General features: G+C 65.3%; 14 protein-coding genes. 10 read left to right on the forward strand and 4 right to left on the reverse strand.

Annotated elements, in window-relative coordinates:
* The first annotated feature begins 314 nt into the window (after positions 1–314).
* The 7 genes from rpsL to MKAN_RS18675 all read left to right on the forward strand — a co-directional run bounded on the left by rpsL (position 315) and on the right by MKAN_RS18675 (position 7,956).
* Positions 315–689 (forward strand): 30S ribosomal protein S12, encoded by a 375-nt coding sequence (gene rpsL / locus MKAN_RS18645; protein WP_023370876.1) that lies wholly within the window; start codon positions 315–317, stop codon positions 687–689.
* Entirely contained in the window at positions 689–1,159 is a 471-nt protein-coding gene (rpsG, locus tag MKAN_RS18650) for a 30S ribosomal protein S7 (RefSeq protein WP_023370878.1), read from the forward strand. The genes rpsL and rpsG overlap by 1 nt, the downstream gene beginning before the upstream one ends.
* Positions 1,160–1,234: 75 nt before the next feature.
* Positions 1,235–3,340: an elongation factor G gene (fusA, locus tag MKAN_RS18655; protein ID WP_023370880.1), complete on the forward strand. Its 2,106-nt coding sequence runs from the start codon at positions 1,235–1,237 to the stop codon at positions 3,338–3,340.
* Between the two features lie 101 nt (positions 3,341–3,441).
* Positions 3,442–4,632 (forward strand): elongation factor Tu, encoded by a 1,191-nt coding sequence (gene tuf, locus MKAN_RS18660; protein ID WP_023370882.1) that lies wholly within the window; start codon positions 3,442–3,444, stop codon positions 4,630–4,632.
* 161 nt (positions 4,633–4,793) lie between these two features.
* A complete protein-coding gene (locus tag MKAN_RS18665; protein WP_023370884.1) occupies positions 4,794–5,594 on the forward strand; it encodes an SHOCT domain-containing protein in 801 nt (266 codons plus the stop codon).
* Between the two features lie 265 nt (positions 5,595–5,859).
* Entirely contained in the window at positions 5,860–6,684 is an 825-nt protein-coding gene (locus tag MKAN_RS18670) for a mycofactocin-coupled SDR family oxidoreductase (RefSeq protein WP_174893697.1), read from the forward strand.
* Between the two features lie 18 nt (positions 6,685–6,702).
* On the forward strand, positions 6,703–7,956 hold the full coding sequence (locus MKAN_RS18675; RefSeq protein ID WP_371686017.1) for an NAD(P)/FAD-dependent oxidoreductase: 1,254 nt from the start codon (positions 6,703–6,705) through the stop codon (positions 7,954–7,956).
* Positions 7,957–7,959: 3 nt separating this feature from the next.
* Here MKAN_RS18675 and MKAN_RS18680 read toward each other — a convergent pair whose 3' ends face one another.
* The 4 genes from MKAN_RS18680 to mftR all read right to left on the reverse strand — a co-directional run bounded on the left by MKAN_RS18680 (position 7,960) and on the right by mftR (position 12,565).
* A complete protein-coding gene (locus MKAN_RS18680) occupies positions 7,960–8,928 on the reverse strand; it encodes a Gfo/Idh/MocA family oxidoreductase (RefSeq protein ID WP_023370890.1) in 969 nt (322 codons plus the stop codon).
* A gap of 55 nt (positions 8,929–8,983) precedes the next feature.
* Positions 8,984–10,231 carry a YcaO-like family protein gene (locus tag MKAN_RS18685; protein ID WP_023370892.1) on the reverse strand — a complete coding sequence of 416 codons (1,248 nt, stop codon included), beginning with the start codon at positions 10,229–10,231 and terminating at the stop codon, positions 8,984–8,986.
* 685 nt (positions 10,232–10,916) lie between these two features.
* A complete protein-coding gene (locus MKAN_RS18690; protein ID WP_023370896.1) occupies positions 10,917–11,975 on the reverse strand; it encodes a DUF2332 domain-containing protein in 1,059 nt (352 codons plus the stop codon).
* Entirely contained in the window at positions 11,972–12,565 is a 594-nt protein-coding gene (mftR, locus tag MKAN_RS18695; protein ID WP_023370898.1) for a mycofactocin system transcriptional regulator, read from the reverse strand. Before mftR ends, MKAN_RS18690 begins: the two co-directional genes overlap by 4 nt.
* A gap of 100 nt (positions 12,566–12,665) precedes the next feature.
* Here mftR and mftA point away from each other — a divergent pair, with 100 nt between their 5' ends.
* The 3 genes from mftA to mftC are packed head-to-tail and all read left to right on the forward strand — an operon-like array spanning position 12,666 to position 14,281.
* Complete coding sequence (gene mftA, locus MKAN_RS18700) at positions 12,666–12,755, forward strand: mycofactocin precursor MftA (protein WP_036395329.1); 90 nt, start codon at positions 12,666–12,668, stop codon at positions 12,753–12,755.
* A 36-nt stretch (positions 12,756–12,791) separates the two neighbouring features.
* The gene (mftB, locus tag MKAN_RS18705; protein WP_036395330.1) at positions 12,792–13,100 is read left to right on the forward strand and encodes a mycofactocin biosynthesis chaperone MftB; all 309 of its coding nucleotides are present in this window, start codon (positions 12,792–12,794) and stop codon (positions 13,098–13,100) included.
* Positions 13,097–14,281, forward strand: a complete 1,185-nt coding sequence (gene mftC / locus MKAN_RS18710; RefSeq protein WP_023370904.1) for a mycofactocin radical SAM maturase — start codon at positions 13,097–13,099, stop codon at positions 14,279–14,281. Before mftB ends, mftC begins: the two co-directional genes overlap by 4 nt.

Raw genomic sequence — 14,281 nt, forward strand, 5'->3', positions numbered from 1 at the left:
TCTCCGCTTGGTTCGGGCACCACTTTGACCTGCCCGACCGGCGAGCGGTATTGTGGTTGCTCGTGCCTGGCGGCCTACAGCGCCCGACTTGAGGGCGTGGATGCCGGGCCAATTCGCATGTCCATGATGTCACCGAGATGTGATGGACGAGGCGGGTTGAGTTCGGAGGCCAACCGCATGCGACACACCCGGCAGCGGGGTACGGCGTTGACACGGCGTTGATTCCGAGGCAGGGCATAACTGCAGTACAAGGACTTGATAGGAATACGGGGACCGGAGCCGGACCCTCAGACAGCGACAAAGAAAGCCGGTAGATGCCAACCATTCAGCAGCTGGTCCGAAAGGGTCGTCGGGACAAGATCGCCAAGGTCAAGACCGCGGCCCTCAAGGGCAGCCCGCAGCGCCGTGGCGTGTGCACTCGGGTGTACACCACCACTCCGAGGAAGCCGAACTCGGCGCTTCGCAAGGTCGCGCGGGTGAAGCTGACGAGTCAGGTTGAGGTCACGGCGTACATCCCCGGCGAGGGCCACAACCTGCAGGAGCACTCGATGGTGCTGGTGCGTGGCGGCCGGGTGAAGGACCTGCCCGGTGTGCGGTACAAAATCATCCGCGGTTCGCTCGACACCCAGGGAGTGAAGAACCGCAAGCAGGCTCGCAGCCGTTACGGCGCCAAGAAGGAGAAGAGCTGATGCCGCGCAAGGGGCCGGCGCCCAAGCGTCCGTTGGTCAACGACCCGGTGTACGGGTCGCAGCTGGTCACCCAACTGGTGAACAAGGTTCTGCTGAAGGGGAAGAAATCCCTGGCCGAGCGCATTGTTTATGGAGCGCTCGAACATGCCCGCGACAAGACCGGCACCGATCCCGTCATCACCCTCAAGCGCGCTCTCGACAACGTCAAACCGGCCTTGGAGGTCCGCAGCCGCCGCGTGGGTGGTGCGACCTACCAAGTGCCGGTCGAGGTGCGCCCGGACCGGTCGACCACGCTCGCGCTGCGCTGGCTCGTCGGCTACTCGCGGCAACGCCGGGAGAAGACGATGATCGAACGGTTGGCAAACGAGATTCTGGATGCCAGCAACGGCCTAGGGGCCTCTGTCAAGCGGCGTGAGGACACCCACAAGATGGCCGAGGCGAACCGCGCCTTTGCGCATTATCGCTGGTGAGAGCCGCCGGCGAAAAGCGGCCGGGCGCAACCGACAGCGAACTAACTACGCAACCGAAAGAGTGGGAAGACTTCTGTGGCACAGAAGGACGTGCTAACTGACCTGAGCAGGGTCCGCAACTTCGGCATCATGGCACACATCGATGCCGGCAAGACCACGACGACCGAGCGAATCCTGTACTACACCGGCATCAACTACAAGATCGGTGAGGTGCATGACGGCGCCGCGACGATGGACTGGATGGAGCAGGAGCAGGAGCGCGGCATCACCATCACCTCTGCTGCGACGACGACATTCTGGAAAGACAACCAGCTCAACATCATTGACACGCCGGGACACGTCGACTTCACCGTCGAGGTGGAGCGCAACCTTCGGGTGCTCGACGGGGCCGTCGCCGTTTTCGACGGGAAAGAGGGCGTCGAGCCGCAGTCCGAGCAGGTCTGGCGCCAAGCCGACAAATACGACGTCCCGCGCATTTGCTTCGTCAACAAGATGGACAAGATCGGCGCCGACTTCTACTTCTCGGTGCGCACCATGGAGGAGCGGCTGGGGGCCAATGCCGTGCCGATCCAGCTACCCATCGGCTCCGAGGCCGACTTCGAGGGCGTCGTCGACCTGGTCGAGATGAACGCCAAGGTGTGGCGCGGCGAGACCAAGCTGGGCGAGACCTACGACACCATCGAAATCCCCGCTGAACTGCAGGAAAAGGCCGAGGAATACCGCACCAAGCTGATCGAGACGGTCGCCGAGACGGACGAGGAGTTGCTGGAGAAGTACCTCGGCGGCGAGGAACTCACGGTCGCGGAGATCAAGGCCGGGATCCGCAAGCTGACGATCGCCAGTCAGATCTACCCGGTGCTGTGCGGCAGCGCCTTCAAGAACAAGGGCGTGCAGCCGATGCTCGACGCCGTCGTGGATTACCTGCCGTCGCCGCTGGACGTGCCGCCGGCAATCGGTCACCCGCCCGGCAAGGAGGACGAAGAGGTCGTCCGCAACGCGACCACCGACGAGCCGTTCGCAGCGCTGGCGTTCAAGATCGCCACCCACCCGTTCTTCGGCAAGTTGACCTACATCCGGGTGTACTCGGGCACCGTCGAGTCCGGCAGCCAGGTCATCAACGCCACCAAGGGCAAAAAGGAGCGGCTGGGCAAGCTGTTCCAGATGCATTCCAACAAGGAGAACCCTGTCGAGCGGGCCAGCGCCGGCCACATCTACGCGGTGATCGGCCTGAAGGACACCACGACCGGTGACACGCTGGCGGACCCGAACAACCAGATCGTGCTCGAGTCGATGACTTTCCCCGACCCGGTGATCGAGGTGGCCATCGAGCCCAAGACCAAGAGCGACCAGGAGAAGCTGAGCCTGTCAATCCAGAAGCTCGCCGAGGAGGACCCCACCTTCAAGGTGCATCTGGATCAAGAAACCGGCCAGACCGTGATCGGTGGTATGGGCGAGCTGCACCTGGACATCTTGGTGGACCGGATGCGCCGGGAATTCAAGGTCGAGGCCAACGTCGGCAAGCCGCAGGTGGCCTACAAGGAGACCATTCGCCGCGTGGTGGACACCGTCGAGTACACCCACAAGAAGCAGACGGGCGGCTCCGGCCAGTTCGCCAAGGTGATCATCAAACTGGAGCCGTTCACCGGCGAAGACGGTGCGACCTACGAGTTCGAGAACAAGGTCACCGGTGGCCGCATCCCGCGCGAGTACATCCCGTCGGTCGACGCCGGCGCCCAAGACGCCATGCAATACGGCGTCCTGGCCGGCTACCCGCTGGTGAATCTGAAGGTCACCCTGCTCGACGGTGCCTTCCACGAGGTCGACTCCTCGGAAATGGCATTCAAGATCGCCGGTTCCCAGGCGCTGAAGAAGGCGGCGGCGCAGGCGCAGCCGGTCATCCTGGAGCCGATCATGGCCGTCGAGGTCACCACGCCCGAAACGTATATGGGCGATGTGATCGGCGACTTGAACTCGCGCCGTGGTCAGATTCAGGCCATGGAGGAGCGGGGCGGTTCGCGCGTCGTCAAGGCGCACGTGCCGCTGTCGGAGATGTTCGGCTACGTCGGCGACCTGCGGTCCAAGACTCAAGGCCGGGCGAACTACTCGATGGTGTTCGATTCCTACGCCGAAGTGCCGGCTCAGGTGTCGAAGGAGATCATCGCGAAGGCGACTGGCGAGTGAGCCGAGCGTTGCGCGTAAGCTAGCTCGGTTACCACGGCGGCAAAACTAGAAAAACATCAACACTGCTTTTATAAGCACCAACAGTCCAGGAGGACACAGAAGTGGCGAAGGCGAAGTTCCAGCGGACCAAGCCCCACGTCAACATCGGGACCATCGGTCACGTTGACCACGGCAAGACCACCCTGACCGCGGCTATCACCAAGGTCCTGCATGACAAGTTCCCGGACCTGAACGAGTCGAAGGCGTTCGACCAGATCGACAACGCTCCTGAGGAGCGCCAGCGCGGTATCACGATCAACATCGCGCACGTGGAGTACCAGACCGAGAAGCGGCACTATGCACACGTCGACGCGCCGGGCCACGCCGACTACATCAAGAACATGATCACCGGCGCCGCCCAGATGGACGGCGCGATCCTGGTGGTCGCCGCCACGGACGGCCCGATGCCGCAGACCCGTGAGCACGTGCTGCTCGCACGTCAGGTGGGTGTGCCCTACATCCTGGTCGCGCTGAACAAGGCCGACGCCGTCGACGACGAGGAGTTGCTCGAACTCGTCGAGATGGAGGTCCGCGAGCTGCTGGCCGCCCAGGAGTTCGACGAGGACGCCCCGGTGGTGCGGGTCTCGGCACTGAAGGCCCTCGAGGGCGACCCCAAGTGGGTGGAGTCGGTGGAGCAGCTGATGGATGCGGTCGACGAGTCGATCCCCGACCCGGTCCGTGAGACCGACAAGCCGTTCCTGATGCCCGTCGAGGACGTCTTCACGATCACCGGCCGCGGCACCGTGGTCACCGGTCGTGTGGAGCGCGGCGTGGTCAACGTCAACGAGGAAGTCGAGATCGTCGGCATCCGTCCGACCACCACCAAGACCACGGTCACCGGTGTGGAGATGTTCCGCAAGCTGCTCGACCAGGGTCAGGCCGGTGACAACGTCGGGCTGTTGCTGCGTGGTGTCAAGCGTGAGGACGTCGAGCGCGGCCAGGTCGTCATCAAGCCCGGCACCACAACCCCGCACACCGAGTTCGAGGGCCAGGTTTACATCCTGTCCAAGGACGAGGGTGGCCGGCACACGCCGTTCTTCAACAACTACCGTCCGCAGTTCTACTTCCGCACCACCGACGTGACCGGTGTGGTGACGCTGCCGGAGGGCACCGAGATGGTGATGCCCGGTGACAACACCAACATCGCGGTGAAGCTGATCCAGCCCGTCGCCATGGACGAAGGTCTTCGGTTCGCGATCCGTGAAGGCGGCCGTACCGTCGGCGCCGGCCGAGTCACCAAGATCATCAAGTAGCGCTAACCGGTTTATTACCAGGCCCGGATTGCCGATCACGGCGATCCGGGCCTGGTGCTTGGTGCCCTCGGCATTCGACCGGGTCCGGCGCTGTATGTGATCGGTAGCCGAGCATGCGCGCTAATCTGACACGACCTAACCGTGAAGCGAGGAGCAGGCACATGCTGGCGCGCTATATCAAGATGCAGTTGTTGGTGCTGTTGTGCGGCGGTCTGGTGGGGCCGATCTTCTTGATCGTCTACTTCACGCTGGGCCTGGGCAGCCTGCTGTCGTGGATGTTCTATGTCGGTCTCCTGATCACCGTGGCGGATGTGCTGATCGCGCTGGCATTGACGAACTGGGGCGTCAAGACGGCGGCCAAGACGGCCGAACTCGAGCAGCGCGGCGTGTTGGCGCTCGCGCAAATCACCGGTCTCACCGAAACCGGGACCCGGATCAACGACCAACCGGTGGTCAAGGTGCACCTGCACATCGCCGGACCCGGCATCGTGCCGTTCGACAGCGAAGACCGGGTCATCGCCAGCGTGACCCGCCTCGGCAACCTGACCGCACGAAAGCTTGTCGTCCTGGTCGATCCGACCACCCAGCAATACCTGATCGACTGGGAGCGCAGCGCTCTGGTCAACGGCCTGCTCCCGGCGCAGTTCACCCTGGCCGAGGACAACAAGACTTACGACTTGAGCGGGCAGGCCGGCCCGTTGATGGAGATCCTGCAGATCCTCAAGGCCAATGGCATTCCACTCAACCGGATGGTCGACATCCGGTCGAATCCGGCGTTGCGTCAGCAGATCCAAGCGGTGGTGCGACGGGCGGCCGAGCAGCAGGCACCGGGGTCCCAGCCGGCCGGTTCGCAGGCGTCGATCGCCGAGCGGCTGCAGGAGCTGGAGTCGCTGCGGGCCAGTGGCGTGGTGAACGATCAGGAGTACGCCAGCCGGCGGGCGCAGATCATCGCCGAAATCTGAGCGGGACGGGTCGTCGCCGCGCGGTTGGATCGCGGCGGCCCGCCAACTCCGCCTACGGTTCGAGCGTGCGCCTACGGATTCCGGCGTGAACACACGGCGGCATACCGGCCTTGGACTCGCCGTGGCCGCACAGTCAAAGCCGCCACTGCACACTCGGCCGGGCAAGGGGCCCGGCCGACTCGTCTACGGCGCCCCGCCGTCACCTCGACGCCGGGTGTTAGAACACGTTCCAATTCCGCTGCTAGCCTGACAGGCGGCGGAAGGGGTGCACGTGGCTGGATCACTACAAGGACGGGTCGCATTCGTCACCGGGGCTGCCCGCGCTCAGGGACGCTCGCACGCGGTGCGGCTGGCCCGGGAGGGCGCGGACATCATCGCTCTGGACATCTGTGCGCCGGCGTCGGACTGTCTCACCTACCCCGCGGCCACGCCGGAGGACCTCAACGAGACCGTCCGCGCGGTGGAGGCCGAGGGCCGCAAGGTGCTGGCGCGCGAGGCCGATGTTCGCGACGGCCCGGCGTTGCAGCAGCTGGTGGCCGATGGCATCGAGGCTTTCGGCCGGCTGGACATTTTGGTGGCCAATGCCGGGGTGCTGGGCTGGGGGCGGCTCTGGGAACTCACCGATGAGCAGTGGGACACGGTCGTCGGGGTCAACCTCACCGGCACCTGGCAGACGCTGCGCGCCGCGGTGCCCGCCATGATCGAGGCGGGCAACGGCGGGTCGATCGTGGTGGTCAGCTCTGCGGCGGGGCTGAAGGCCACGCCGGGTAATGGACACTACGCGGCGAGCAAGCACGGATTGGTTGCGTTGACCAACACGTTGGCGCTCGAGCTCGCCGAATTCGGTATCCGGGTCAACTCTATCCACCCGTATTCGGTAGACAGTCCGATGATCGAGCCCAAAGTGATGATGCAGATATTTGCCAACCATGCCGGCTATGTGCACAGCTTCCCACCAATGCCGTTGCAGCCCAAGGGGTTCATGACACCCGATGAGGTCTCCGACGTGGTTGTGTGGTTGGCCGGCGACGGCTCGGGCACGCTGACCGGAACGCAGATACCCGTCGACAAGGGCGCCTTGAAGTATTGACGCGCGATCGTGTATGAACTGCAGGTGACCAGTAGCGAAGGCGTAAACGAGGTTGACACGGGCCCGGAGACGGGCCCTGACTCCGGTTCCGATAACGGGATCGTGGTCGTCGGTGGGGGACTGGCCGCAGCCCGTACCGCCGAGCAACTGCGACGGGCCGGCTACGCCGGTCGCCTCACGATCGTCAGCGCCGAGGTCCATCTGCCCTACGACCGGCCGCCGTTGTCCAAGGAAGTGCTGCGCAACGAGGTCGACGACGTCGCCCTCAAACCCCGTGAGTGGTATGACGAGAAGGACATCACCCTTCGGCTGGGTTCGGCGGCCACCGGCCTCGACACCGTCGCCCAGACACTGACCCTGGCCGACGGAACCGTGCTGGGCTACGACGAGCTGGTCATCGCGACCGGCCTGGTGCCGCGGCGTATTCCGACGTTCCCGGACATCGAGGGCATTCGGGTGCTGCGGTCGTACGACGAGTGCATGGCGTTGCGCAGCCACGCGTCGGCCGCCACCCGCGCCGTCGTCGTCGGGGCCGGTTTTATCGGCTGCGAGGTGGCGGCCAGCCTGCGCGGTCTGGGTGTGGCCGTGGTGCTGGTCGAACCGCAGCCAACGCCGCTGGCATCGGTGCTCGGCGAGCAGATCGGTCAGCTGGTGGCCCGCCTGCATCGGGACGAGGGGGTCGACGTGCGCACCGGTATCGGCGTGGCCGAGGTCCGCGGTGCTGGCCATGTCGACACGGTGGTCCTGACCGACGGCACGGAACTACCGGCCGACCTGGTGGTTGTCGGCATCGGGTCGCATCCGGCGACCGGCTGGCTCGACGGTAGCGGCGTCAAAGTCGACAACGGCGTGATCTGTGACGAAGCCGGACGCACCAGTGCGCCCAACGTATGGGCGCTAGGTGACGTCGCCTCCTGGCGCGATCCGATGGGACACCAAGTGCGCGTGGAACATTGGAGCAATGTTGCCGACCAGGCCCGGGTGGTGGTGCCGGCGATGCTGGGCCGTGACGTACCGTCCAATGTGGTCGTTCCTTATTTCTGGAGCGACCAGTACGACGTCAAGATCCAGTGCCTGGGTGAGCCGCACGCCACCGATATCGTCCACCTCGTCGAGGACGACGGCCGTAGGTTCCTGGCGTACTACGAGCGCGATGGTGTGCTGGTCGGTGTCGTGGGTGGCGCGATGCCGGGCAAGGTCATGAAGGTGCGTTCCAAGATCGCCGCCGGCGCGCCGATCTCCGAAGTGCTGGAAGCACCGGATGCCGGTTGAGCGTCATTCAGCGAGGGTCTGACGGGTCCGCGTGGCCGTTGCGAGCTCTGCCACGGCGGTCAGCCATTCGGTCGTCTGGTGGTCCGGCTGGTTTCCGGTGTCGATTTGCTCACGGAATTCCCGTAGCGCTCGATTGTTCGCCTGCACACGCTCGTCCATCAATCCCGAGAATGTCGTAATCTCCGGTGCGTGCGGCTGCCATAGCGGAATCGTGGTGTTACGCAACTGCATTCGGAACTTCTCCAGCCAGATGACCGGGCCGGCGTATGAGTGCAGTAGCAGACTGCCGTCTGGGAATCCGATTTCGATGCGCTGCGGTACGGGGCTGTCGCTCCCGTCGTCGACGGCGCCGACGTCATGGCTGCATTGCACGCGTACCGGCACGTCGGCGATCACCCCGCGGAAGCTCGTGAACGGGTGTTCCGGTGTAGCGCTTGGCGCCACTTCGCGCTCCAGCGCCGACCCGGCCAGTGAGCCCAACGCCCGACCCAGCAGATCGAACGTGGCATATGCCGATCGGGGCGCGGTAACGACGGAGGCGTACGTCGGCGGGCTCGACGCACAGCGCCTACGGCATTCGCCGACGAACGCGCGCGCTGGGCCCAATTCTCCGAAATGGCAGTTGACGGCATGAATTACCTTCGCCGACAAGGCTTCTTGACGCAGTTCCCGGAGTAGGTCGGCGCGCACCGGGTGCTCCATCAGGACGTGGACACCGCGGCGAAGCAGCTGTGCGGTCACCATTCCCGCGGTTGGCGGCGGAAGCGCGACGATGGCTGCCCGCGCCCCTTCGGGAACTTCAGCGGCACTTGTCAACAGTGGAACATGTCGCCGCGCGGCAAGCCGTGCGGAACGCTCGCTGCCGGCGGCCAGTATGCCGACCAACTCGAACGAGTCGGTCAGTTCCTGCAGCGACGGGACGTAGCAGGCGCCGTAGTTGCTCCCGCACAGAACTACCGGTGTCGCGTTCACAACAGCGTGGGGGGACGCTCGGTCGGGCCGGCGGCGAGTTCGCGCTCGGGCACGTTCAGCCGACCTCTTGCAACGGGGTTCTCATCGGTGACGCGACCGAGGACAACGACAGGCCGGGCGCGACGACTTTCACGACGGGCACGCAGGCGCCGGGGGAATCGCACACCACCGCTGCCGGTTCTATCCCGGTTCGCCGCGCAACCGCCGTCGCGGCTGCAGCCACCAGTGCTGGCAACGAATCGGTGTCCGGTACCCGCCACGACGTCGGCCTCGCCACCGGCATACGGGCCGGTGGTCGGGCAGCGCTGGCCGGCGCTTCGGCGAGCCGCTCATAGATCGTTGCGGGGATGTCCTCACGAGTGCCGCTGATTGCGGTGAGCCGGGACTGAGCGGCCTCGGTGATCGCCCGAGACAAGGCCACATTGGGGTCATGATGCAAACCGCTGCCGGCGAACTGCACGCTCGATGTCGGTGAAATCAGTTCGGCTGCAAAACAGTAATAGCCCTGCCATACGTCCAGGCGGGCAATGCGCAGTTGACTGCCGGCTCGATGAACCTGGTCGACCAGGCCGGCGCAGTCAGCGCCATCGAGATCCGGTGGCCGCACAGCCCACATCGTCGATCCGGCCACCGCCGTACCCACCGCATGTCGTTCCATGATTTCGTACAGCCCGTGCAAGGCGGCCTCGTAATAGCTGTTGCCGGACGCCAAGCCTTGGGTGTGCATGGTGAACATCGGCGGTCCCCACCGATCGTTGACCGAAATATCCACCGCCACCACGGACCACGGCACCCACGTGCGCCGGCCCGTCAGCAGGGTAGTCGCAGCCATCCAGTCGAGCCTGGCGCCGCGGTGATAAAAGCTTCCGGGCGGACGCGACAGTGAACCGGGATCGTAGGTCAGCTCCGAGTCGAGATCCTTGGTGGAGGCAAACCTCAAGTCGGCGGTGGCGTTCTCGGCATGCCAATACTCCAGCGATTCCATCACGGCCGAAACTTGGGCCGCGCGGTAGCTGGTCGCTTTTCCCTGGCTCACCGACACCGTCAGCGACGCCGGGCGCACCGCCTGCACTGTGGGAATACCGAGACTGTCCAGCCAGGTGATATCGGCGACGCGAGTGATACCGGCGGCGGAAAGCAGTGGCTGTACGGCCTGCCATGTCTCCTCGGGGCTGATGGTCCGGTGCGTGCCCATGCGGTGGCCGATAACCGCAGGGTCAGCCGAGCCGAGGAACCGATTGGGCCAAAAGGACCAATCCGGGCCGAAATTCACCGCGGTGTCCGGTGAGCATGAATTCGGCATGGCAGCATCTTACGGAGAATTGGTGAGACGCCCAGAGGCGATGACTCGCCGAATGAAACGCGAGTCATCGCCTCTGAGGTAAACCGGGGATATTAGTCGAGGGCGAAGCAGGTGGCTGAGAAGATTTCGGTTTCGCCCGAGGCCTCGCCTTCAGTTGTGCTACTGAATAGCTGGTCGTGGGCCATCGGCCTCTCCTATCGGCATTGGCAGCTACGTTGTTGTTTGCTGCCGAAGGCCTCATCCTACATAGCCGTCCGTGTGGCGTCGGCCGAATAGCCAGGTTGCGCGCGATACCCGAATGGGGTGATGTCGTCCGATCTGCGCAACACCAGGGCGTCGTCACGCTATCTGAGATTGGCTGGGCCTACGGAATTAAGGCCGCAGTCCGGCCGGCTGCATCCGGGTTGTCAGTCGATGGCGAAGCAAACGAATGAGACGACTTCGATTTCGCCCGAGGTCTCGCCTTCGGTCGTGCTGCTGAATAGCTGGTCGTAGGCCATCGGCCCCTCCTATCGGTATCGGCAGCCCCGTTTGTCGGTGCTCACCGAGATCTCATCCTGCGTGACCGCCGGCCTGTTTGGATCGGCCGAATAGCCATTTATCGGGATGAAGGCTGAATCCGCCGAATGGTGCGGGTGATGTCCTCCGATGGGCGGACGGGCCCGCGATGTAGGCACGACAATAACTACCGCCAGGTCACCGGTGGCCCGTGCGGATGACATTCGCCCAGGACCCGTGTCCGCCCGCCCGGCCAACCGGCAGCACGCACCAAGAACTTGAGCGGACTACCGGGCCCGTCGCGGGCCGGTTCGAGCGTCAGATGTGCGAACGGGGCGCGCGGGCCGGCCTGCGCACCCAGGTGCTCGACCGCGGCGCGGATTGCGGCGCGTTCGTCGGCCGACAGATACTGCCAGGTGATCGAATGCCACAGCACGGTCAACGTCCCGTCGGCCAGGGTCAGACCGGCCACCGCCTCGGCTGCGGTCTGGCGGTGCAGTTGCGCCGGGACTGTTCGGGCCACCGCGATGGCGCCGCGCAGCCGCTTCATCCGGGCATGCTGGTCGGGCCAGACGTAGCTCAGCACGGTCAATTCCCCGTCGGCGCCGGTCACATCGATGGGCGCGATGTCGTACCCGTGGCGCTCGACGATGCGCACCCCGCCCGCGGGCGGCAATCGACCGTGCCACGCATCGTCGATAGTCACCGGTGCCTCGGCCGGTCCCCAGTGGCCGCCGTCGTAGCGGTAGCGGTAGCGGTCGGCCCGCAGGTTCAGTCCGGCGCTCGCGCCGATCTCGAAAAGCCTTATCGGCAAACCGAATTCGTGGTTGACCTGTAGCAAGCCGCCGATCAGCGCGGCGGATCGGCCGACCTCGTTGGTCTGTGGTGGTTGGTCCAGGGCCGCTCGCAACGCATCGGCGTGATCGGCCGCCACGCGGATGATATCGGGCCAGGCGGCCGCGGCATCCCAGCTGCCGCCGGTGCTCGGATACCAGCGGCGCAACGTCGGCGCCCGACCGTCGAGCACCAACCGGTGCAGGCCGCCCAGCAGCCGCAGGGGTACCGCATGGCGTGATGGATCGTCCTCGTGGCCGGACAGGATGGACCCGAAGAGCCCGCCCGCCTCGACGTCGGCGGCTACCAGATCGAGCAGCTCGCCGTACATCGGCGACCCGGACCTGGCGCAGAACCGCCCCTGCGATCGCAGGGTGTGCAGCAGATGCCCGCTATCGACCGGGCCGCTCATCCGAGCCGGTCCAACCCGGCGCCGACGACGTCGAAGGCATCGCCGAGTGCCTCGGGTAGCGAGACGGATTCGTCACCCAGCCAATGTTCGTAAGCGCTCAACGCGACCCCCAGCATGGTCCAGGCAATGGTCTGAGGCACCAGGTCGGTGGACTCGCCGCCGAGCCGGCGGGCCACGAACCCCGCGATCACCGCCCGCCATCCGGCATACATGGTCATCGAATACGCCTGCAGCTCAGCGGTTTCCAGAATGATACGCATGCGCTGACGGTGTCGGACGGTCTCGGACTCGTCGAAGGTGTTGAACGCCAGCAGCGCCGCGCGCAAGGCCGTGCCCAGCCGGACCTGTGGCTCGATGTTGTCGAGCAGGTGCTGCAACTCGGCGAGGTGGGCATCGAAGTCCCCCCACGGAATGGCGTTCTTGGAGGCGTAGTAGCGAAAGAGGCTGCGCCGGGCGATGCCGGCCGCCCGTGCGACGTCGTCGACGCTGACCTCGGCGAACCCGCGGGCGGTGAACAAGTCCATGGCGACGTCGGTGATGTGGTGCTTGGTCGTCGAGCGGCGCCGGCCAACCCGCGACTCGTGCAGCATCAGACCCGCCCTTCCATTTCGGCACTCGATGCCATATTCTGGCGATCAGTGTGACCAGTACCACCTCACATTGTCGAGGCCCAGGACGAAAGGCATCCACGTGGACCACGAGACTGACACCGACGTCGAGCTCGTCACCGAGACCCTGGTTGAAGAGGTTTCCATCGACGGCATGTGCGGGGTCTACTGACCCGTGCCCGATTGCCCGGCCGTCCCCCGCCAGCGGGTGGTTTCTCCGGCACGGCCCGAATCGTCGGCGAGCGAGTTCGACCCCGACCGCGGCTGGCGGCTGCACCCGCAGGTGGCGGTTCGGCCCGAGCCCTTCGGGGCGCTGTTGTACCACTTCGGCACCCGCAAGCTGTCGTTTCTGAAGAATCGCACCATCGTGACGGTGGTGCAGTCACTGGCCGACTATCCCGACGTGCGCTCCGCGTGCCGCGGCGCGGGCGTGGCGGATTCCGGACAGGCTCCCTATTTGCATGCCCTGGGTGTGCTGGCAGCTTCGACGATGCTGATTCCCCGGGAGGACCGGTGACGGTGCCCCGGCTCATCGAGCAGTTCGAACACGGGCTGGACGCGCCGATCTGTCTGACCTGGGAGTTGACCTACGCCTGCAACCTGGCGTGTGTGCACTGTCTTTCGTCGTCGGGCAGGCGCGATCCGCGCGAGTTGTCCACTCGTCAGTGCAAGGACATCATCGACGAGCTCGAACGCATGCAGGTGTTCTACGTGAACATCGGTGGTGGTGAACCCACGGTGCGTCCCGACTTCTGGGAGTTGGTGGATTACGCCACCGCCCACCACGTCGGCGTGAAGTTCTCCACCAACGGGGTTCGCATCACACCCGAGGTGGCGGTGCGGTTGGCGGCCAGCGACTACGTGGACGTCCAGATCTCGCTCGATGGCGCGACCGCCGAGGTCAACGACGCGGTCCGCGGCGCGGGGTCGTACGCGATGGCGGTGCGTGCTCTGCAGAACCTGGCCGAGGCGGGCTTCGGCGAGACCGGAGCCGCCAAGATCTCGGTGGTGGTCACCCGGCACAATGTCGGCCAGCTCGACGAATTCGCCGCGCTGGCAAGCCGTTACGGCGCCACCCTGCGGATCACCCGGCTGCGCCCGTCGGGGCGGGGCGCCGATGTCTGGGACGACCTGCACCCCACGGCGGCTCAGCAGGTTCAGCTCTACGACTGGCTGGTGCTCAACGGCGAACGGGTGCTCACCGGCGATTCCTTCTTCCACCTTTCCCCGCTGGGCGAATCCGGTGCGCTGGCCGGTCTCAACATGTGCGGCGCCGGTCGGGTGGTCTGCCTGATCGATCCGGTGGGCGACGTGTATGCCTGCCCGTTCGCCATCCATGATCGCTTTCTGGCCGGAAACGTGTTGTGCGACTCCGGCTTTGGCACCGGCTTCGAGAACGTTTGGAAGAACGCTCCGTTATTCCGTGAATTGCGGGAGCCGCAATCCGCGGGTGCTTGCGGCAGCTGCGGGCACTACGACAGCTGCCGGGGTGGCTGCATGGCGGCCAAGTTTTTCACCGGCCTGCCACTGGACGGCCCGGATCCCGAATGCGTGCAAGGCCACGGTGCGCCGGCCCTGGCCCGCCAGCGCGAGGCACCGCGCCCGCGCGTCGACCATTCGCGAAAGACGAGTCGACCCGTGCCCCTGACACTGAACGTCAGACCGCCAGCCCGGCTCTGCAACGAAAGCCCGCTGTAG

Source organism: Mycobacterium kansasii ATCC 12478, assembly GCF_000157895.3.
Taxonomy (GTDB): Bacteria; Actinomycetota; Actinomycetes; order Mycobacteriales; family Mycobacteriaceae; genus Mycobacterium; species Mycobacterium kansasii.

Excerpts from the sequence above, each read along its gene's own strand:
- MKAN_RS18685 (WP_023370892.1), bottom strand. The coding sequence starts at position 10,231 with ATGCCGAATTCATGCTCACCGGACACCGCGGTGAATTTCGGCCCGGAT.
- rpsG (WP_023370878.1), top strand. The coding sequence starts at position 689 with ATGCCGCGCAAGGGGCCGGCGCCCAAGCGTCCGTTGGTCAACGACCCG.
- MKAN_RS18690 (WP_023370896.1), bottom strand. The coding sequence starts at position 11,975 with ATGAGCGGCCCGGTCGATAGCGGGCATCTGCTGCACACCCTGCGATCG.
- MKAN_RS18665 (WP_023370884.1), top strand. The coding sequence starts at position 4,794 with ATGCTGGCGCGCTATATCAAGATGCAGTTGTTGGTGCTGTTGTGCGGC.
- mftR (WP_023370898.1), bottom strand. The coding sequence starts at position 12,565 with ATGCTGCACGAGTCGCGGGTTGGCCGGCGCCGCTCGACGACCAAGCAC.
- rpsL (WP_023370876.1), top strand. The coding sequence starts at position 315 with ATGCCAACCATTCAGCAGCTGGTCCGAAAGGGTCGTCGGGACAAGATC.